This window comes from Cytobacillus spongiae (assembly GCF_021390075.1).
Map to the genome: position 1 here is coordinate 568961 of NZ_CP089997.1, position 20877 is coordinate 589837.

Annotated in this window: 20 protein-coding genes and 1 pseudogene; 16 read left to right on the top strand and 5 right to left on the bottom strand. The window is 39.1% G+C overall.

The window, feature by feature from the left end; genetic code table 11:
• Nucleotides 1-294: 294 nt before the first annotated feature.
• A pseudogene (locus LS684_RS03005) lies at nucleotides 295-539 on the bottom strand (IS110 family RNA-guided transposase); the annotation flags it as partial.
• A gap of 617 nt (nucleotides 540-1156) precedes the next feature.
• On the opposite strand from LS684_RS03005, the gene LS684_RS03010 reads away from it, so the two are divergent.
• The 4 genes from LS684_RS03010 to LS684_RS24070 all read left to right on the top strand — a co-directional run bounded on the left by LS684_RS03010 (nucleotide 1157) and on the right by LS684_RS24070 (nucleotide 6632).
• Entirely contained in the window at nucleotides 1157-3538 is a 2382-nt protein-coding gene (locus LS684_RS03010) for an immune inhibitor A domain-containing protein (protein ID WP_233809813.1), read from the top strand.
• A gap of 189 nt (nucleotides 3539-3727) precedes the next feature.
• Complete coding sequence (locus LS684_RS03015) at nucleotides 3728-4867, top strand: DEAD/DEAH box helicase (RefSeq protein ID WP_233809815.1); 1140 nt, start codon at nucleotides 3728-3730, stop codon at nucleotides 4865-4867.
• A 97-nt stretch (nucleotides 4868-4964) separates the two neighbouring features.
• Nucleotides 4965-6440 (top strand): amidase family protein, encoded by a 1476-nt coding sequence (locus LS684_RS03020; protein ID WP_233811527.1) that lies wholly within the window; start codon nucleotides 4965-4967, stop codon nucleotides 6438-6440.
• 57 nt (nucleotides 6441-6497) lie between these two features.
• Nucleotides 6498-6632 carry a hypothetical protein gene (locus LS684_RS24070; protein WP_267930359.1) on the top strand — a complete coding sequence of 45 codons (135 nt, stop codon included), beginning with the start codon at nucleotides 6498-6500 and terminating at the stop codon, nucleotides 6630-6632.
• 534 nt (nucleotides 6633-7166) lie between these two features.
• Here the strand turns inward: LS684_RS24070 and LS684_RS03025 are convergent.
• Nucleotides 7167-8702, bottom strand: a complete 1536-nt coding sequence (locus LS684_RS03025) for an FAD-dependent oxidoreductase (protein ID WP_233809817.1) — start codon at nucleotides 8700-8702, stop codon at nucleotides 7167-7169.
• Between the two features lie 194 nt (nucleotides 8703-8896).
• Between LS684_RS03025 and LS684_RS03030 the strand changes: the two genes are divergently transcribed.
• Nucleotides 8897-9637, top strand: coding sequence for a sirohydrochlorin chelatase (locus tag LS684_RS03030; protein WP_233809819.1), 741 nt, complete (start codon nucleotides 8897-8899; stop codon nucleotides 9635-9637).
• 36 nt (nucleotides 9638-9673) lie between these two features.
• On the opposite strand, the gene LS684_RS03035 is transcribed toward LS684_RS03030, so the two are convergent.
• Nucleotides 9674-9817, bottom strand: a complete 144-nt coding sequence (locus LS684_RS03035) for a hypothetical protein (protein ID WP_233809821.1) — start codon at nucleotides 9815-9817, stop codon at nucleotides 9674-9676.
• A 118-nt stretch (nucleotides 9818-9935) separates the two neighbouring features.
• On the opposite strand from LS684_RS03035, the gene rraA reads away from it, so the two are divergent.
• Together rraA and safA are read left to right on the top strand one after the other, a co-directional pair.
• Nucleotides 9936-10415: a ribonuclease E activity regulator RraA gene (gene rraA, locus LS684_RS03040; protein ID WP_233809823.1), complete on the top strand. Its 480-nt coding sequence runs from the start codon at nucleotides 9936-9938 to the stop codon at nucleotides 10413-10415.
• A 132-nt stretch (nucleotides 10416-10547) separates the two neighbouring features.
• Nucleotides 10548-11159, top strand: coding sequence for a SafA/ExsA family spore coat assembly protein (gene safA / locus LS684_RS03045; RefSeq protein WP_233809825.1), 612 nt, complete (start codon nucleotides 10548-10550; stop codon nucleotides 11157-11159).
• 601 nt (nucleotides 11160-11760) lie between these two features.
• Here safA and LS684_RS03050 read toward each other — a convergent pair.
• On the bottom strand, nucleotides 11761-12255 hold the full coding sequence (locus LS684_RS03050; RefSeq protein WP_233811528.1) for a hypothetical protein: 495 nt from the start codon (nucleotides 12253-12255) through the stop codon (nucleotides 11761-11763).
• A 199-nt stretch (nucleotides 12256-12454) separates the two neighbouring features.
• Here LS684_RS03050 and LS684_RS03055 point away from each other — a divergent pair, with 199 nt between their 5' ends.
• The 9 genes from LS684_RS03055 to LS684_RS03090 all read left to right on the top strand — a co-directional run bounded on the left by LS684_RS03055 (nucleotide 12455) and on the right by LS684_RS03090 (nucleotide 20545).
• The gene (locus LS684_RS03055; RefSeq protein ID WP_233809827.1) at nucleotides 12455-12802 is read left to right on the top strand and encodes a lmo0954 family membrane protein; all 348 of its coding nucleotides are present in this window, start codon (nucleotides 12455-12457) and stop codon (nucleotides 12800-12802) included.
• Nucleotides 12803-12816: 14 nt separating this feature from the next.
• Entirely contained in the window at nucleotides 12817-13467 is a 651-nt protein-coding gene (locus LS684_RS03060; protein ID WP_233809829.1) for a PspA/IM30 family protein, read from the top strand.
• A gap of 91 nt (nucleotides 13468-13558) precedes the next feature.
• Nucleotides 13559-14293 carry a cell wall-active antibiotics response protein LiaF gene (liaF, locus tag LS684_RS03065; protein WP_233809831.1) on the top strand — a complete coding sequence of 245 codons (735 nt, stop codon included), beginning with the start codon at nucleotides 13559-13561 and terminating at the stop codon, nucleotides 14291-14293.
• Nucleotides 14290-15336, top strand: coding sequence for a sensor histidine kinase (locus tag LS684_RS03070; protein ID WP_233809833.1), 1047 nt, complete (start codon nucleotides 14290-14292; stop codon nucleotides 15334-15336). Before liaF ends, LS684_RS03070 begins: the two co-directional genes overlap by 4 nt.
• Nucleotides 15329-15961: a response regulator transcription factor gene (locus tag LS684_RS03075; protein WP_233809835.1), complete on the top strand. Its 633-nt coding sequence runs from the start codon at nucleotides 15329-15331 to the stop codon at nucleotides 15959-15961. Before LS684_RS03070 ends, LS684_RS03075 begins: the two co-directional genes overlap by 8 nt.
• A gap of 104 nt (nucleotides 15962-16065) precedes the next feature.
• On the top strand, nucleotides 16066-16200 hold the full coding sequence (locus LS684_RS24200; RefSeq protein WP_284701578.1) for an RAxF-45 family protein: 135 nt from the start codon (nucleotides 16066-16068) through the stop codon (nucleotides 16198-16200).
• Nucleotides 16201-16315: 115 nt separating this feature from the next.
• The gene (gene abc-f / locus LS684_RS03080; protein WP_233809837.1) at nucleotides 16316-18196 is read left to right on the top strand and encodes a ribosomal protection-like ABC-F family protein; all 1881 of its coding nucleotides are present in this window, start codon (nucleotides 16316-16318) and stop codon (nucleotides 18194-18196) included.
• Between the two features lie 11 nt (nucleotides 18197-18207).
• Entirely contained in the window at nucleotides 18208-18639 is a 432-nt protein-coding gene (locus tag LS684_RS03085; protein WP_233809839.1) for a cytidine deaminase, read from the top strand.
• A 577-nt stretch (nucleotides 18640-19216) separates the two neighbouring features.
• Nucleotides 19217-20545, top strand: a complete 1329-nt coding sequence (locus LS684_RS03090; RefSeq protein WP_233809841.1) for a polysaccharide biosynthesis protein — start codon at nucleotides 19217-19219, stop codon at nucleotides 20543-20545.
• A gap of 21 nt (nucleotides 20546-20566) precedes the next feature.
• Here the strand turns inward: LS684_RS03090 and LS684_RS03095 are convergent, their stop codons facing one another.
• Nucleotides 20567-20830: a hypothetical protein gene (locus LS684_RS03095; RefSeq protein ID WP_233809843.1), complete on the bottom strand. Its 264-nt coding sequence runs from the start codon at nucleotides 20828-20830 to the stop codon at nucleotides 20567-20569.
• Nucleotides 20831-20877 lie beyond the last annotated feature (47 nt).

Sequence of the window (20877 nt, forward strand, 5' to 3'; positions counted from 1 at the left end):
TGGAAAGCGAGTGTCTGCAGGGCAGGTGGAACGAACTTGTTTTTACAACCTAACTATTTTAATGAAGTCATTGTTCGTCTTTGAGAAAGAGTCATTTAGTAATGTCCCAGCCTCTTTCTTACCTCTAGTCAAGAGTTTTTTATCATATTTATATATGTTTGAAGACTGATTCTTGGAGGGGAGGAGGGAGTTCTCTCACTCAAAAATCATTTATCTATGCCAAATATACCTAACGAGGTGTATTTTTCGAAAGGTCAGGTATGATATAGTATAAACAACTTATTTACGAACAGGTTAAACTGCTTCGTAATTATAGGTAATGTTGTGTGTTATGAGATGAAATGCCACTTTCAAAAATTTATTCACGCACGCTATTGACGCAACTTTATGGGGCTTTCCTTGAGGTTGCGTTTTTAATTTGTCGTAATACTCTACAATATGGTTGTTAGTCTTAGTACGAAGTTTAATCATCGTTTGAATCATAAAAAAAAGATTTTTCGTAGCTTGTTATTACCTCGTTTTTTGTTGCTAAAGAATGTATAAATTTTTCAATTGTAGATAATCTTCTCGACAACCAACGCCTAGCCCATAGAGGTCATAAGAGAGTTTAGAATGGAAGGCAATGAGCGCCTTCTACTCTAAACTCTCTTATGCTTGTGCCCTAGATGTCCTGCACTTTTGTTCACTTAGCATACCTCATATCCTCAAGAATCAAAAAATTACCTTCGGCACTTCAATAGATTCAAACGGTATCGTATTAAATATGTCTATTTTCACAGATGAAATTTGTCAGAATTACAAAGTGAAATCGTAAGAATCTTCGCTCTATATGTCTGATATTCACTAGTTTTGTAGAATGAAAATTCTATTATTTACACAATGGCAACTTAGGTGTTAAGATTCAAACGGAATATTACAGAAGTTTGAAAATTCAAATAAACAAAAAGGAGGTATAGATACGATCTCACATAGGATTTTAGACACTAGGAATGGAGCAGCTCTTGATTTTCACAAGGCCGTAAGTCATAAGGGGAATCATTAATCAGGTTAAATTTTCGGTATATTTACACTATTAACACAATTAAACCAGATTGCTAGAATTATAACTGTAATATTCTGAATTTGTTATTATTACAAATTATTAGGGGGGAAATGAATGGGAAAAAGTAAGCCTTGGAAAGTAGTATCAAGTATAGCGGCTAGTACAGTTGTCGCATCTACATTATTTGCTGGTGCGTTTGCTACATCAACAACTATTGCTCCAAAATCAGTTAATGCCTCAATGCAAGAATCTTCTCCTATAGATCTACATATTGTCGATGAAGAGCGCTTAGGAAAAGCACTACAAGAGAGAGGTGTAATTTCAAAGGGTGCTACTCAAGAGCAGATTTCGAAAGCTGTAAAGAAATATATTACAGAAAAATCGACGAAAGCAAAAACTCATAAATCCAAAAGCCACAAGGAAAAAGAATTTGATCAAAAAACAAAGGATTTTCTGACAAAGCAGAAAAATAAATTAGCTAAACAATTAGAAAAAGGTCATGATAACTATAAAAAAGGGAAGCCAAATGGATATGTAAAGGTTAACCCAGCTAAAGAAGCAAACTACAAGGGAGAAACACGTGTAGATAAAGTACTCGTATTGTTAACAGAGTTTGCTGATTTTAAACACAATAATGTTATCCAAGAAGAAGGATATATGTATGCTGATGATTTTAACCGTGAGCATTACCAAAAATTAATGTTCGGTGATGAAGAATTCACTTTATTTAACGGAGACAAAATAAAAACCTTTAAGCAATATTATGAAGAACAATCTGGAGGAAGCTATTCAGTAGATGGTGTTGTTTCTGAATGGCTGACAGTACCTGGTAATGCAAGAGATTATGGAGATGATAATCCAAATGGGGGGCATGATAATTTAGCGCCTAAGGGTCCTCGAGACTTAGTTAAAGATGCGTTAAATGCAGCCGTAGCATCTGGTATAGATTTGGCAGAATATGATCAGTTTGATTTGTATGACTTAGATGGGGATGGTAATCAAAATGAACCAGATGGATTAGTAGATCACCTAATGCTCATTCATGCTGGAACAGGTCAAGAGGCAGGTGGAGGAATTCTAGGAGATGACGCAATTTGGTCACATCGATGGGTTCTTGATGGAGTATATCCTGTAGCAAACACAGAAGCGAAAGTGGGCTACTGGGGTGGAAATATGGCGGCATATGATTATACCATTCAACCAGAAGATGGGGCAGTTGGGGTATTTGCTCATGAGTTTGGTCATGATCTTGGACTCCCAGATGAGTACGATACTCAGTATACAGGTCAAGGCGAACCAGTAGCTTCTTGGTCGATTATGAGTGGAGGAAGCTGGAATGGAAAAGTTGCTGGAACAGAGCCTACTAGCTTTTCTCCACAAAACAAGGAATATTTCCAAAAAATTATGGGTGGAAACTGGGCTAACATTATGGAAGTAGATTATGAAAGTATTGATCAAAAGGGATTAGCAGTAGTTATTGACCAAAGTGTCACAAAAAGTAAAAATCCGGGAATTGTAAAAGTCAACCTGCCAGATAAGCCGGTGGAAGGAATAAAACCTGCATTTGGTGAGAAGTATTATTATAGTACAAAAGGGGATGATCTTCACACTACACTAGAAACACCAGTGTTTGATCTGACAGGAGCATCAGAAGCCTCATTTAACTATAAGACTTATTATGAAGTTGAATTTGACTATGATTACGTATTTGTAAATGCGGTAACTGAATTGGGTGAAACAGTAGAGCTTGATGTAATTGGTGATGAAAATACAGCTGCAGGATATGAAACTTCTCTAGGTAAGTGGGAAGATAAACATTACGATTTAAGCCAATTTGCCGGGGAAAAAGTGAAGCTTGTTTTTGAATATGTAACAGATGGTGGATTAGCCCCTGAAGGATTTGCAATGGATAATTTACAACTAACAGTAGATGGAGAAGTTGTGTTCAGTGACGATGTGGAAGGTGAGTCAACCGCTACGTTAAAGGGATTCGTAGTATCTAATGGATTTGACTATGCGAAGAATTACTATTATTTAGAATGGAGAAACTATGCAGGCTCAGATACTGCACTTGAACATTCTCGTGGGGTTAAATACAATACTGGATTAGTTGTTTGGTATGGAGACGATAGCTTTACAGACAACTGGGTAGGGGTTCATCCAGGTGAAGGCTTCATCGGTGTCGTTGATTCACACCCTGAAGCTATTGTTGGCCAGAAGGATGGGCAAGATTCTGTATTCCAAAGCACACGTTATCAAATTTCAGATGCGGCTTTCAGTTTTGATCGGGCACCAAGCTGGGAGATAGACTCAAGCTACCGTGGGGAATTTGATTATGATGGGCTACCTGGAATCACAACATTTGATGATTCTAAAACGTATATCAATCATTTAATCCCGGATGCTGGGCGTATCGTTCCAAACTTAGGATTGAAGTTCCAAGTAATTGGGGAATCGAAGGATAATTCTGCTGGAGCCATTTGGATCCATAAATAAGATGCTGAGAAAGAAATAAGTACTGAGTGCAAATGGCTCAGTACTTTTTTCTATGAAAAATTAGTTGCGATATAGACAACCATCCATCCTTAAGCTAGTATCTAAAACATATTAGTTTTTTCTCGGGGAAGGCTAAGGGGAAGTAAATAGAATTCTCATTAAATTTACATAGATCAGAAGGTGAAGTAAATGTCAGGACAATTTTTATCAGAGTTAAAGCCATTTATCCAAGAGGCATGGAAAAAGTCAGGGTTTGAACAGCCTACCATGATTCAAACAGATGCGATTCCAGCAATCATCGAAGGGAAAGATGTTATAGCAGAATCTCCAACAGGAACAGGAAAAACACTTGCTTATTTGCTACCGGTTTTAAATAAAGTCGATCCAGAGAAAAGAGCAGTGCAAGCGGTGATTTTGGCATCATCCCAAGAGCTTGTCATGCAGATTCTTCAAGAAGTGCAAAAGTGGGCAGAAGGCAGTGGGCTTAAAGGGGCTTCGTTTATTGGGGGAGCCAATCTAAAACGGCAGCTGGAGAAGCTAAAGAAGCACCCACAGGTTGTCATTGGAACGCCAGGGAGAACCTACGAGCTAATTAAACAAAAAAAGCTGAAGATGCATGAAGTAAAAACCGTTGTTTTAGATGAAGGGGATCAACTATTAGTACCTGAGCATATGGGAACCGTACAGAATATTGTAAAGTCCACCTTAGGTGATAGACAGGTTCTGCTTTTTTCAGCGACCCTGCCAAAGGAAACTGAGAAGATGGCACAAGCTCTTACAGTTGAACCGAAAATCTTAAAGGTTGAAAAGGATGAAACCATTCAATCTGGTAAGGTAGAGCATCTTTATATCGTGTCTGAGCAACGAGATAAGATTAAAGTATTAGAAAAAGTCACCAGAATAGATGGTATTAAGGCACTTGCGTTTATTAAGGATATTGGGAATTTAACAGTTACAAAGGAAAAACTTGATTTTAAAGGAATTGAAGCAGGATTACTACACAGCGATTTAAATAAATTTGATCGCCAAAAAGCGGTAAAGGAATTACGTAGCGGGAAATCAAATCTATTATTTTCTACAGATGTTGCTGCGAGAGGACTTGATATTAAAGGTGTAACAACGGTGGTTCATTTTGATTTCCCAAAGGATGTAACCCAATATATCCACCGATCTGGAAGAACAGGTAGAGCAGGAGCAGAAGGTCAGGTTATTTCCATCGTTACGGAAAGAGAAGAAAGAGAATTGAAGAAGTTCGCACGTGAGCTAGACCTCCTTCTTGAAAAGCGCGTGTTCTATAAAGGTGAATTGATAGCTGAAGAAGAAAGATAATAAAGCGAAGACCTTATTCCTTTAGTGGACTAAGGTCTTTTTTCTATGTAAAATTATAATATTCGAATAATTCACTGAAAAAGGAGATGTGAAGCTATTGTTCCATCCGCGATTGAAAAAACTACATAATGAATGGTTAATTGAAGCAACAATAGATGAGATGCAGGAAAAGATGAATGGAGGTGAAGTAACGTCAAAAGAGCTTGTCCTAATGTATATGTATAGAATTGCCCAATTTGATTGTAAGGGAGCTCAGATTAACTCTATACTTGAAATCAATCCAGATGCATTACAAATTGCAGCAGGACTGGATGCAGAGCGAGAGGAACAGGGACCAAGAGGACCACTTCATGGAATTCCTGTTTTACTAAAAGATAATATTGATACGAAAGATAAAATGCACACTAGCGCAGGCTCTTTCGCATTAGCGCATTCTTATGCAATAGAGGATTCCTTTGTTGCTCAAAGGCTTAGAGAGGCAGGAGCAGTGATTCTCGGGAAGACGAATATGACTGAATGGGCGAATTTCATGGCAGAAGGGATGCCAAGTGGTTACAGCTCTAGAGGTGGTCAAGTATTAAACCCTTACGGACCAGGAATATTTGATGTAGGTGGATCGAGTTCTGGTTCTGGGGCGGCTATTGCTGCTAATTTTGCAGCTGTGTCAGTAGGAACAGAGACTTCAGGTTCTATTTTAAGCCCAGCTAGCCAAAATTCCTTAGTAGGGATTAAACCAACAGTTGGCCTAATTAGTAGAAAAGGGATTATCCCGATTGCACATAGCCAGGACACAGCAGGTCCAATGGCACGGACTGTCAAGGATGCTGCCTTGCTATTAAACGTTTTAGTTGGAAAAGATGAGAACGATCCAGCCACACTAACAAATACAAAGCTTTGCCATACCGATTTTACTACTTTTCTTGATATAGATGGCTTAAAGGGAGCTCGAATTGGGATTGCAAGAGAAGGTTTTTTTAACTTCCTTACAGAGGAACAACTTTCTGTCATAAACGCAGCAATTGATGAGCTTAAAAGCCTTGGAGCTGAAGTAATTGAACATGTTGAGATCCTTTCCTCGAAAGAGAAGTGGAGCTATGATGTGTTGACCTATGAGTTTAAGACGGGTTTAAATGCTTATCTTAAATCGCTATCAACAGATATTAAGGTACGTTCGTTAGCAGAGCTAATCGAGTTTAATAAGACGCATGAAGAGAAGATGTTGAAATATGGCCAGGTCGTTTTAGAAGAAGCCGAAGGAACGAGTGGAACATTGACAGAGGAAGCTTACTTGACTGCATTAGCCCATGACCAATTTTATTCAACAGAGCAAGGAATTGATTATGTTCTTAACGAGTATCAAATCGATGCGCTAGTCACGCCTAATAACTTTGGCGCAGGAATTCCAGCTAAAGCAGGGTATCCGTCGATTACCGTTCCTGCTGGTTATACCGAAAAAGGAGAGCCTGTCGGTATCACTTTTACAAGCACTGCTTATAAAGAGCCTACATTGCTTAAATTTGCCTATTCCTTTGAACAAGGGACCAAAGTGAGAAAGCCTCCTGTTTTGGAATAAGATCAGAGAGCGTAACTCATACTATTTCTGACATACTTAAAAAGGAGTCGAGGTCAAATGGGAAGAACGAAGCGAGGAAATGCCAACGCACAACGTAACAATAATGCAAAAAAAGGTGAAAGAACTAGCTCAGAGCTTGTTGAGTTTGCTAACACTCGTCAGGAACGAGTAGTGGAACAACCGAGTGATTGATAACGTGTACGAGGCTGGGACATAAGTAATTCAGTCAATGGTATATCCGAACTATAAGGAGTAATCTCCTTTTACTAGTTCGGATATTTTTGTTTGTTCGGAAAACGAATTTTAAAAAATAGTGGAAAGGAGCGGAAGACACTCGACTACTTAGGGAAATAGAGGAAAGGCTGAGACCCCGCGGAAAGCGAGTGTCTGCAGCGCAGGTGGAACGAACTTGTTTTTACAACCTAACTATATTAAAAAAGTCATTGTTCGTACTTGAGAAGGAGTCATATAGTAATGTCCCAGCCTGATTTTTAAAAAGATAAAAAAGAAAGAAAGAAAGAAATAAACCTAGAAAATTGTTCGGCCCAAACGGCCTGGTGCCTAATGTACTTCGGTCCTCTTGTTTACGATTAGTCAACATTGATTCATCGTGTTTCCTTAATCTCCTTCGGGGGACGAAGGTCCTTAAGGTACTGGACAAGACGCCCTGAGCTATTCTTATGGATGCACCCTATCAACACAATTTGCTTAGCAGCCTTATATCATTTACTCTTCATTCCAGAGGACTCGGTTGAGTGCTTTTGTTGCAGGGCCTTCGATGACTTTCCCATCATAGGAGAAGCGCGAGCCATGACATGGACAATCCCAAGTGCGGTCGCCATGGTTCCATTCTACTTCACAGCCGAGATGTGTGCAGGTTGTGTCCACAATATGAAGAGTGTTGTCTTGGTCTTTGTATGCACCAGCTCGTTTGCCATTAATCATGACAGCTGCTCCCTCATCAGTCTCTAAGTCACCTGGATCCTTAGGAACCAACTCAAATTTGCCTTTCAGCAATTCACCTGCTACATCTACATTTTGTTTAATAAACTCCTTTACACTTGGGTCAGCCTTGATTTCTCTAGAAGGAGAGAATAAACTGCTATATGGGTTGTCTTTACCTAATATGTAATCCTTCATTAAAAGGCTGGCAGCTGTTCCATTCGTCATACCCCATTTATGGTAACCAGTGGCAATTAGAATATTTTCTTTATCTTTCTTAATCGGACCGATATACGGAATTTTATCTAGCGTAAATAGATCCTGAGCAGACCAGCGATAAGGATATTCTTGAATGCCAAACACCTCTTCACCAAATGCCTCCAATGCTTCATAATGCTTGATCGTATCAACGCCCTGACCAGTCTTATGCCCATCACCAGAGATAAGAATTAGTTTTTCGCCATTATATGGAGTGTACCGTAACGAACGAGTAGGCTGGTCGACACTTACATACATTCCACCTGGATACTCAGTTTTTGTTTTTACGGCAACTACGTAGGAACGCTCTGCGTGCATTCTCGTATAATACAGGCCCATTCCATCATAAAAAGGAAAGTGGCTCGCAATGATCACTTGCTTGCTATGAACTTTTTTTCCATTTCTCATTACTACGGTTGGATATTTGCCTTCTTCGATGTCGACGGCAGTTGTATCTTCATAGATGAGACCACCCATATCTGTAAAGCATTTGACTAAATGAGCTAAATATTTTAGCGGATGGAATTGGGCTTGTTCTTTCATCGATAAAGCATTTTTTATTTCGATGGAAATAGGTATGATTTTATGAAGATCACCTGGTATCCCGAGTTTTTGATACGCTTCATATTCCTTTTCTATTTTTTTTGCATTTTCGTCCGATGTGGAGTATAGAAAAGCATCCTCGGTTGAAAAATCGCAGGCGATCCCTGAATCCTCGATTGTTTTCCTAATAAACTGGAGTGCTTCTGAATTTGCTTGGTAATAGTGCTTTGCCTTTTCTTTGCCAAAATGCTGAAGTAACTCATCATAAATAAGACCATGTTGGGCAGTAATTTTTGCAGTCGTATGCCCTGTTGTTCCATTAAGGATTCTTCCTGCTTCAATGATGGCCACTTTCAGTCCTTCTTTTGCCAACAAATAGGCTGAAGTAATCCCCGTGATTCCTCCTCCAACAATTGTCACATCAACTGTTTGGTCTTCGATAAGCTTACGATAGATGGGGAGGCTAATATCACGCCAATATGGCTCTGGAAACTGAGGCATGCGGTTAGCTATTGTCATAAGTGTTCCTCCTATCATTTTTATTAATATTTTTTCCATAAATAGTAAAGTTATGCTCATATGGATGATGGACGTTTGAATATGACAAAATCACGACATTTCTACTGGAGATCATCCAATTGTGACATCCTTCATACAAAGTCTTGAGAGATTCCCATTACAATAACAATATGAAAAAAATGGGAGGTAGGAAGATGGAGGCAATACTGTTTGTTGGACATGGAGGTCGTTCTCCTGTAGGAAATCAACAATTTATCGATTATATTGAAGCGTTTATGTCAGAGGTAGATGTACCAATTAAAGAATTTGCGTTTCATGAAAGGGTAGAGCCAAATATTTCACAAGCAATAGCCGCATGTGTAGAAAAAGGAGCAACAGACATTACAGTTGTGCCGGTTTTGCTTTTGCCAGGGCTACATGCGAATATAGAAATTCCGAAAGAGCTTACAGCGGCAAAGGAAACATATCAAAATTTGACTATTCACTATTCAAATCCAATTGGTATTAATGAAAAAGTGATTGAGCTACTAGAAAAACGACTAATGGAGAGTGGGTTTAAGAAGTCAAACAAGGAAGCAGTTCTTTTATTAAGTCACGGAAGTCCGGATCCTGTAGCAGCTACAGAACTTCAAAAAGCTTCTCTATTGCTACAAGAAAAAATAAATACCACCGTCATGGAAGGATACTTAACCTCATCCCCACTTTATGCAGACCAAATAAAACGACTCCTACAAGATTATCAACAGGTGTATATTATTCCGTATTTATTTTTTATGGGAGGCTTTAAGAACCATATAGAGGAAAGTTTGTCCCATTTAATGATAGATACTCCGAAAAAGAGCTTGACGTTATGTGAATGTATTGGCTATGTAGACGAGTTAAAACCAATCTTAAAAGAACGAGTTCACAATAAAGATCGTGTTCTTCGACACTAAAAACGGCAGAGGGGTGTTTCCCTCTGCCATTCACGTTCATAAATCTTCTTCTTCCGGCAATGGGTCAACTCGAATGGAATCTTCTGAATCTAACGCACCTTTTAAAAAGTAAACAAGCACACCGCCACTTAACCCTAAAACGAAAACAAACCCAAAAGTCGTAACCCACATTTCAGCCATGAGATCATCCTCCCTTTGTACATGTATATGCTGTCGAGGGTTAAATTTTCATAGAGAACAAGAGGATTTCGATAAACTTTACAGAATATTGTAAAAAACAGATAAGGAGTTGGCGAAATTGACATTTAAAACAGCTGACCTGTGTGACGATTTTGCAAGTGAATTAAAAATTGCTGAAGGAGAATTTAAGACCTATGGAAGACAAAGCCGGTTTCATGGACCGATCTCGACTGTGAGGGTATTTGAGGACAATGTTCTCGTAAAGGAATCATTAGAAACCATCCCATCAGGTGCGGTCCTAGTAGTAGATGGTGGTGCTTCAAAAGCATGTGCCTTAATGGGGGATCGGTTAGCTGGGATTGCGGAAGCTCGAAAGCTAGCAGGAGTCATTATCAATGGTTGTGTACGTGATGTAGCGGAATTAGCAAAAACCGACATTGGCATTCTAGCAATAGGAAGCATCCCATTAAAGAGCAAAAAAGCTGGAAAAGGAGAGAAAGACATTCCAGTAAATTTCGCAGGAATTGACTGGCGTCCAGGTCACTTTGTGTATGCTGATGAAGATGGTGTCGTTGTGGCAGAGCGGGAATTGTTGTAAGCGAAACATGAAAGAAGAGGGCCTTCATTCCAATAGGAGTGAAGGTCTTTTTGAGTGAATAAATTGGTATATTTATCCTGGTTTTTTTCGTCGAAGAAATCGAATTCTATAATCGAGGAGGCGTGGAAACAAATGAAAAAAATTCTATTAAGTTTAACGCTAGCGATTTCTATTTTTGCAGTACCTTCGATTTCTTTTGCACAAGAGGTGTATACGGTCCAACCAGGGGATTCTCTTTGGAAAATTGCGGTCCGATATCAAGTAGGATTATCTGAAATAATTGAGGCCAATCCGCAATTCAAGAATCCAGCTCTCATTTACCCAGGTCAAAAGGTGACGATTCCTGATTACAATGCCGTTAAAAGTATTGAACACCAAGTGATTCAATTGACCAATCAAGAGCGTGCAAAATATGGCCTAAAACCACTTACAGCAGATTGGCAGTTGTCACGCGTCGCGCGTTATAAGTCTGCTGATATGAGAGATAAAAATTATTTCTCCCACACGAGTCCTACATACGGGGATCCATTCCAAATGATGAAGAGCTTTGGAATCGCGTATAAAAGTGCTGGGGAAAATATTGCAGCAGGTCAAAACACACCACAAAAGGTGGTTCAAGAATGGATGAATAGTCCAGGTCACCGCAAAAACATTTTAAGCTCTTCCTTCACACATATCGGAGTAGGTTATGCTGAGGGCGGCTCCTACCGTCATTATTGGACGCAAATGTTTATGTCAAAATAAGCTTATCAACACCTCAGGCTGTCAACAAACAGGATGGAGAGCACGTTCTCTGTCCTGTTTTGTTTTGGCTCTTTTCACATAGATTGTTGCTATTTTGACCATCTTAATAAGAGGTGTTAAAAACGAGTAAATTCCACCTTTTTTATCTTGACACCTCCACAATGGATAAAGCCTAATCCCTCTTTAAAACGGGTTACTCTATTTACTAATTTTTCTCTTTCGTTAATATTCAACAATCCAGCTCCGTTAGCTTCAAAAGCCTCTTTTTTTATAATACCATAAAAAGTAAATTGCTCCTTGGTATATTTGCAAGCAACACCCTTTACGAAAAGAGTCTTTTTTATTATTTAAAAAAGTGCAAAAAGGTAGCCAAAATAGGTGATTGGATCAGAAGGAGCTTGACTCCTGGGGGATTTTCGTTACTGCCGAGACCTCACAGCTCTAAGGACGAGGAGGCTTGGCGAACGCCCCCCTGAAAACAAGCACCTGGCTATTTACACTCATCTCATCAAGAATTCTTTTTTTAAAACAACTATACCCAACCGAGAATATGAAATTAGACTATAGCTAGATATTCTAGGTATCCTGTGTCATTTTTCTCTTATTCAATCCTCCAATGACAATCCTCAGACGAGACCTCTTTTACTTTTGATGACCAAATCGAGTAAATCGCTTTCCCATCGCTTGGGTATCCATCGGGCAAATCCATTGGAAAAAGGGCAAAGAAAATAAAATAAAATGAAAAGTAAATGAACTGATACCATAGCATCGAATCTTCTAGCACCTGAACTTCAACGAGCTTGTTAACAACAAAAATACTAATTAAGTTAAATAAACTCCCTCCGATGAAAATTAGCGAATGGGAGATTCGATGATTGACCCTTAGACTCTTAAATTCACAGCCACCATACCAAAAATAAAACTTCCTCAGCTCAAGCCCGCGAGTTCCCCACAGCTTATCCCCACATCCAATGAAAATGCGAATGCCTTTTCCACCGAAAAGGAACACAAAAAAGGTGTGTCCCATTAGATGAACAAACGTCACAATCGGAAAGACGATGAAAAAGCCTTGTAAGAACTTGATAAAGTCTTCCATCCCAAACAAGCGTAGTCCTCCCTTAGCCGAATGTTGTCTTTAGTCATTCCCTAACAAATCACAATTACACCTCAATCAAATGAAAACCAGCTAGTCCCATAACGACTAAGCCTCAGGTCTTATCCAAAAATAAAGCTCAGGCTCGTTATGACAAAGCGAAATTCTAGGTAAGATGGTATCAAGAAAGGAGGAAACGACAATGAAAAAATTTGGATTGTTTCTTATCGGAGGGATCGCGGCAATTGTATTGATTTCACACTTGGGACCAATGGTTGCTTTAGCGGTTAGTTTAGGAATTCTCTACTTTGTCTTTAAACAGTTTCTAAAGGCTGAGTCAGGGATGGCCAAGGTTGGTTGGAGCATAATTGGAATATTTGCTCTACTCGCATCGGCTTCAAATGTACCAGCAATTCTTGGAATTGCAGCTGCTTATATTCTATATGTTGTGTATAAAAAGTGGAATCAAGAAAAGGTTGTTGTTAAAGAGTCACAAGATCCATTCGTTAACTTTGAAAAAGAATGGTCGAACTTAAAAAATTATTCTTAAGGAGAGGGTAAAACATGGGTAACTTAGTTACAAGAATAAAAAATATCGTATTAGCAGATATGCATGAAGCAATTGACCATAAGGAGAAGAAAAACCCAATCGCTTTATTGAATCAGTACCTTCGCCAATGTGAGCAAGAAACGGAAAAAGTTCGAAAGCTTTTAGAGCGTCAATATACATTAAAGGAAGAATTTAACCGCGAATACCGTCATGCAGAGCAGCTTGCTGCTAAGCGCAAGCATCAAAAAGAGGTAGCAACAGAAGCTGGTGAAGTAGAATTAGCCCAATTTGCAGCAAACGAGCAAACACAGTATGAAAACCGCGCAGAGCAATTGAAATCAGCCCTGCAAACAGCTGTTCAACAATTGGATACACTAGAGCAGAAATATGAACAAATGAAGCATAAGCTTAAGGAAATGAATATCCGTAGATTGGAGCTTATGGGACGTGAAAATGTCACTAGAGCTCATCATCAAATGAGCAAGGTATTAGATGATCATGCATATTCTCAAAACCATGCATTTTCACGCTTTGAAGAGATTGAATCTTATCTTGATCGGTTAGAGCACCAAGTGAATAGCTCATACTACCGTAACACAATTGATGCTCGCATTACCCAATTAGAAAAAAATATGAAGAATGAGGAAATTGGTAGCATTTCATAACTTTGGACATGGTATTCTAAAGGCGTAGGCAACTACGCCTTTCGTTACTTAAACCTGTTATTTACACTTGATGGAAAGGGGGATTGATATTGTGTTTAACCGAATAAAAAAGGACTATATTAGCTGGATAATGGTCGTTGGAGTTATTATTCTATTATTTGAAATTGTATTTATTAGTCCAGGTCTAATATTTTCTATTCTCGTTGCTGTCGGTTTTACCTATATTGGTCGCCAACGATTGCCTCGAACTTCTGGGAAAATCTTTTTCTGGGGTGGAGTCGTTTTTTTAATCATCATTGTATTTGATATGCTGGCATTTAAATTTCTTCTACTGGCTCTTCTGGGGTACTTGGTTATCCAATTTGCTACTTCCAAGGGACAACCAGAGCGGATCCGCCCGATTGTGAAAGAACCAAATCAAGCCGAACTAGTAGATACGTTTATTAAGAGTAAGCCTCTGTTTGAGAATTTTTTATTCGGAGAAAAAAAGACACCTGACTATGTATACGAGTGGAATGATATTAACATCCAAGCGGGGATTGGTGATACTGTCATTGACTTAGGGTACACGGTATTGCCAAAGGGAGAAACAGTTATATTTATTCGAAATTTTGTCGGGAAGGTCCAAGTCTACGTTCCTTATGATCTGGAAGTTTGTGTGAATCATTCGGTAATTGCTGGGACAACTACGGTGTTTGATTATCATCAATCCAATATGATAAATCAAAACCTTCATATACAAACAGCAGGGTTTGACCGAGCTACGCAAAAAATAAAAATTTTCACTTCGTTTTTTGTTGGTGACCTTGAGGTGAAAAGAGTATGAATACCATTCAACGGCAAATTGTTTGGGGCGTAGGATTATCTCTCATCTTAACCGTTCTTTTGCTAGCTTCTTACTTTGTTGTATTTCCACCAATGAATTGGGAGGAGCTCTGGAATCGGAAGCTAATGGATATACCGTTTGCCCTCTTTGTTCCAAGTGTCAGTATTGCAATTGGCATCATTTTTGGCTTTGGCTCAGGCCTTTCATGGAAAAATTCCCTGTATTCGGTAGATCGGTGGTTACATGAGATTGTAGAAGGGCGATCTGTAGCTGAAGAAAATTTGAAAGGGTCAACGGATGTATTGACTATCGCGGATAAAGTCGGAAAGGTCCAGCGACTCATAGCTGAGCAAGCAAAAATTACACAAAAGCTAGCTAATGAAAAAGCAGAAGATCAAGAAAATCGAATTCAAGAAATAATATCCGAAGAACGCAATCGTCTAGCACGTGAGCTTCATGATTCAGTGAGTCAGCAGCTATTTGCCGCATCCATGCTTATGTCGGCTATTAATGAAACAGGGGAAATGCTTGATGATCCTCGTACAAAGCAGCTTAAAATGGTTGAGTCGATGATCCATCAATCGCAGCTTGAAATGAGGGCCCTTCTCCTACATTTAAGACCAGTGGCACTTAAAGGAAAAACTCTTCAACAAGGGGTAGAAGAGCTCCTAATTGAACTAACGCAAAAGGTTACGATGAAGATTGAATGGAAGGTAGAATCTTTCCCTGTTGAAAAAGGAATAGAGGATCATCTGTTTCGAATTTTACAAGAATCGGTGTCCAATACATTACGCCATTCAAAGGCGAATAAATTAGAAGTATTGTTAATTAAGCGGGATGAATGGGTGATATTACGCGTTGCAGATGACGGAGTTGGCTTTGATGTGGAAGGAGCAAAGGCGGGCTCTTACGGATTGCAGAACATGAATGAACGGGCAGTCGAAATCGGCGGTACGATGAAAATTATTAGTATTAAAAATCAAGGAACACGCCTTGAAGTAAAGATTCCAATTCTAGAAGAAAAGGGGGAGGACCATGATTAAAGTGCTACTCGTAGATGACCATGAAATGGTTCGGATAGGGGTTTCGGCATACTTAGCAGCTCAGCCAGATATTGAGGTAGTTGGAGAAGCTGATAATGGCCGTACTGCGATTCATATGGCAATGGAAATGCGACCAGATATCATTTTAATGGACTTAGTCATGAATGAAATGGATGGAATTGAAGCTACTCGAAACATTATAGAACAATGGCCAGAGGCCAAAATCATTATTGTCACAAGCTTTCTTGATGATGAAAAGGTCTATCCCGCATTAGAAGCGGGAGCAACTAGCTATATGCTTAAAACCTCTAAAGCCGGTGAAATTGCCGATGCAGTTAGAGCTACATACGGTGGTCAACCTGTTCTTGAACCAGAAGTAACAGGAAAAATGATGATGAAAATGCGCCAAAAGCATTCTGTACCTCTTCATGATGGACTTACTTCAAGAGAAATGGAGATTCTATTGCTTATGGCTGAAGGAAAAACAAATCAAGAAATTGCCGACGAGCTATTTATTGCTTTAAAAACCGTCAAAACTCATGTGAGCAATGTACTAAGTAAGCTCGAAGTACAGGATCGAACCCAAGCAGTTATTTATGCGTTTAAACACTCATTAGTTGAATAACCAAATTTCTGAAACAAATTTGTGTGAATAAACCAATAAGTACTTGAAAAGAATTTTTAGAAATATTAAAATAGAGAAAATATGTTTGAGGAGGTGGAAAAAGGATGAATACAACTGTTTATGCACGAGAAGAGATGTTAGATTCTTTATATATTTTTCGTGCAATTTTTCATGATGCAGCAATCAACGGGACACGTGTGCCCTTTTTTAACAACTGCATATGCAAAATAAAACAGTGAGTTCATCTCTTTTTCTACATCGGTATCGTTTAACCGAAAAGCCATGGAAGGAGTGTATCTTCCATGGCTTTTTAATATATAAAGAGATGGCTCTAATTAAGAGGAGGCCATCATAATGATTGCTTGTAGTGTAAATGAAATTGGAAAAATGTACGGTGGAAATACCATTTTTGAAAATATATCATTAGAAATTAGTGAAAATGATCGCATTGGATTTGTAGGTCGAAATGGCGGAGGGAAAACAACCCTTTTTAAAATGCTAGCTGGGGAGGAAACCCCTGATTCGGGTAAAATCCACTGGAAGAAGGGCTTGATGATTGGCTATCTAGCTCAGCTTCCTGAATTTCCATATGAAATGGAAACGAGAAGTGTATTACGAACAGCCTTTGCCTCATTGATTGAAATGCAAAGTCAGATGAAGCGCATGGAAGAGCAAATGGTGACCGAACAGAACGAAGAGAAGCTTGGAAGATTAGTTGAGCAATATGGTAAGATTCAGGAACGTTTCATTCATGGAAACGGATACGAAATTGAAGCTCAAATTGATCGTGTCACCAATGGGTTAAAAATTGAAGCTCTATTGAATAAACCTTATTCCAACTTAAGTGGCGGAGAAAGGACAAAGGTCGGTCTCGCGCTATTGTTATTAAAGAAACCTGATTTTCTGTTATTGGATGAACCAACAAATCATCTCGATTTAATAGCGGTAGAGTGGCTAAGCCAATTTTTAAAGGAATATGAGGGAACGGTTGCGGTTATTTCCCATGATCGCTATTTCCTAGATGAGGTCGTAACGAAGATCATGGACTTAGAGGATGGCGAAATCCAGCTGTATCATACAAACTATTCAAATTTTGTGAAGGAAAAGGAAGAGAGATTATTAAAGGAATTTCAAGCATATGAAGAGCAGCAAAAGAAAATAAAGAAGATGAAGGAAGCTATCAAAAGACTAAGAGAGTGGGCAAATAATGCGAACCCACCAAATGAAGGGCTTCATAAACGAGCTAGAAATATGGAGCGAGCTCTGGAGCGTATGGAAAAACTGAGCCGGCCTGTCCTTAATCGCAAAAAAATGAATCTTGATCTCCAATCGGCTGACCGTAGCGGCAAAGATGTAGTCATGCTGAAGGGAATTGACAAGTCCTATCAAGATCGCAAGCTTTTAGAGGATGTGCATATTCATATTCAATTTCAAGAAAAAGTTGCAATTGTTGGAGAAAATGGTACTGGGAAATCAACATTACTAAAGATGATTCTAAGGGAATGCACGGTTGATACGGGTGAAGTTCGCATAGGTAGTCAAGTAAAAATAGGCTATCTTTCTCAGCATGTATATGGAGAGCATGAAGAGGAAACGGTCCTTGAGGCATTCCGAAATGTCGTCCATGTGACCGAAGGAGAGGCACGTCATTTATTAGCGAGATTTCTATTCTACGGCCATGCGGTGTTTCGCAAGGTCAACCATTTAAGTGGTGGAGAGCGTATGAGGCTTCGACTTGCTCAGCTGATGCATCAGGACATAAATTTCCTGCTACTCGATGAACCTACCAATCACTTAGATATCGACTCCAGGGAGGTGCTGGAAGAAGCGTTAGCTGAATTTTCAGGTACGATCCTGGCTGTCTCCCATGACCGCTATTTTCTTAACAAGCTGTTCGAAAAAATTTATTGGATTGAACGTGGAAAAGTCCAGGTCTTTGATGGGAATTATGATTGGGCAAAAGCAAAACGCGGAGAAATTCATAGAAAAGAGCCTGCTCCGCTAAAGGCTGTGAAGGAATTGAAACCATCTCCAATTAAAGAGAAGAAACCTTCACATTCTTTTGAGAAATATGAGGTTCTTCTAGAGAGCATTGAACAAAAAATTTATGAGATGGATGAAGCGTTAAAGAATGAAATGGAATTAGACACCTTGCAGAAAATTTATTCGGAGAAACAGCGTCTAGAGGATGAGCGAGCAGAGTTGTATCAAGAGCTCGAAAAATTTGAAGCATGAGGAGATTGCTGATGTTAAAGGTAAAGCCATTAGAGGCGCAAGATTATCAACTAATTAATGAAGCAGAAAAGGTTATTGAAAGAAACTATCGTTATGGTAGGCATCATATCGGAGCAGCTGTAAGAACGAAATCAGGTCAAATCTACTCAGCTGTTCATGTTGAAGCGAATGTCGGGAGAATAACAGTTTGTGGAGAAGCAATGGCGATGGGGAAGGCCATTTCGGAAGGTGAACATGATTTTGAAACCATTGTAGCGGTTGCTCATCCTCATCATGATGATGAAAAAGAAAAATGCTGGGTAGTAGCACCATGCGGGATGTGCAGAGAGCTAATTAGTGATTATGGAAAAGATACGGAGGTTATCCTTACTTATAATGGAGAACTTGTCAAATGCCACGTCCTTGAGTTGCTCCCTGAAAAATATCGAAGTGAATTTGAATGAGCCAGGTACAAAGTCTGACTAGGTGAATGGAATGGAAGGTGCTTGAATTCCTTGGGATTAGCATTACAGTCAAGTTTCCATAGGCGCATGACTGGGCGGTTTGGTGCAACGTTCCCCTGGAAAGCAAGCGCCTTTTTTAATCTGATTTTTTCGTGGAAAAGGTCATCATCAGTTGAATGAAGCCTCATTTGGCTTAGTAATCTAATCATTATGGTCATCATCGTTTGTATGATGCCTCATTTGTCCACGTATTCTTGCCATTATGGTCATCATCGGTTTGATGAAGCCTCTTTTGGCTTAATAATCTAAATATTATGGTCATCATCGACTTGATGATGGCCTAATCTCTCTAACTTTCTTGTAAAAAAAGTCATCATCAGTTGAATGAAGCCTCTTTTAGCCTAGTAATCTAATCATTTTGGTCATTAACACTTAAAAAGAATCCTCAAGCTGTAATTCACTCATTGAACCGTGAAACCAACTCGTCAAACAAGGAAAATATGTGAGAAATAACCATAATTCTCCCCTTTGTCTCATATGTATAAGAGGTGAACAAGCTATGTAAGGGGAGACAACATTGAATACATTTATGAAAGGCACACTGCTGTTAATTGTTGCTACGTTTCTAGGGGAATGTGTGGAGTTTTTTATTAATATGACGCTTGCGAAGGAATTAGGAGAGCATGGCTTAGGGTTGTATATGTCTATCTTGCCTACAATTTTCTTAATTATCCTACTAGCTAGCTTTGAATTTCCAATTTCAGTCTCCAAATTTATTGCGGAGAAGGATGAGAAATATCATCGTGGTATGCTGAAGCATGCCTTTTATCTGACGCTTGCTATAACGGGGAGCTTACTTGCGTTAACGATCTTGATTATTCCGCATATAACCGTATTTAATCCATATCATCCTCTGTTTAGGTGGCTTGTGATTCTATTGATTCCGGTGATCTCTTTTTCTTCGATTACGAGAGGCTATTTTATGGGGAAGCAGCAGATGGGAAAAATTGCGATGGCTCACTTTGTTCGAAAGGTGTTGCAGCTTCTTTTACTCGTATTCTTATACCAAATGTTTGAATTTGAATTAGAAATGGCAATCTTAATTGCCTTCTGTACATTTGTAGGAAGCGAACTTGTCGTGTTTGCCTATTTATTTTATATGTTTATTATTCAATATCATCATATAAAAAATCGTCCATCCGAGCATATGAGTAAAAAAAGCATCCGGCAAAATTTAATGGCTGTATCGATTCCTACAACAGCTCTTCGGATTTTTCACTCCCTTACCCATGCAGTACAACCATTTTTAATTAAAGCAGCACTTGTTCAAACTGGATTATCTGAGACAGTTGCCACCGAACAATTTGGAATGCTTGCAGGTGTGGCGATGTCGATTGGATTTTTCCCAGCGTTTATCGCACATTCCTTGCTGGTGACGCTCATTCCGACTGTTTCAAAGGAATATGCTGACAAAGAGTTTGGGAACCTGCAAAAGCTTCTTCAACAAGTGATAATGATTACATTCATATATGGAGTCCCGTCGGTAGTTGTCTTTTATATATTTGCCGAACCATTAACAAGTATCTTTTTTGATTCGCCAGAGGCTGCGGGATTCTTAAAGCTATTATGGCCATACTTCCTTTTGCATTTCTTTGTGATTCCTATGCAAGCCTATCTCATTGGACTAGGGTTAATGAAGGATGCGTTTTTTCACACCGTCTGGTCAACCATTATTTCATTCGCTCTTATGTATCTGCTAGGGAGGCTTCCCGAGTTTCAAATGGATGGAGTGATCATTGGAATGAATACAGGAATTGTCCTTTTAACTCTGATGCACTATTTGACCATTTGTAAAAAAATCGGGATGACCGTGCTTTTAACTTTTCCAGAAAAACGATGGAGCTAAGAACAAGCCTAAGGGAAACCCTTAGGCTTGTTCTTTCTGATTATAGTAATCTACTGAATACATCGCACCTTCACTTACCATTTTATTATCCTCAAAATCTTGCGGATGAGGGTTTCCCGCTTTTTCAACTGGAAAGGATTTTTGCTTCGTGGGTTTAGAATTCATAACCGTTTTAGATAGTTTAGAACCGATTTCCTTTAGACGATCACGGCTTGGCTTGTAGGCAAATAATAGAGCACTTCCAATTCCAACACCAGCTAGAAAATTGATTGAACGATTATTCATCTTGATTCCTCCTCGGCTAAGCTTATTCCATATGTACCCGCCTTGAT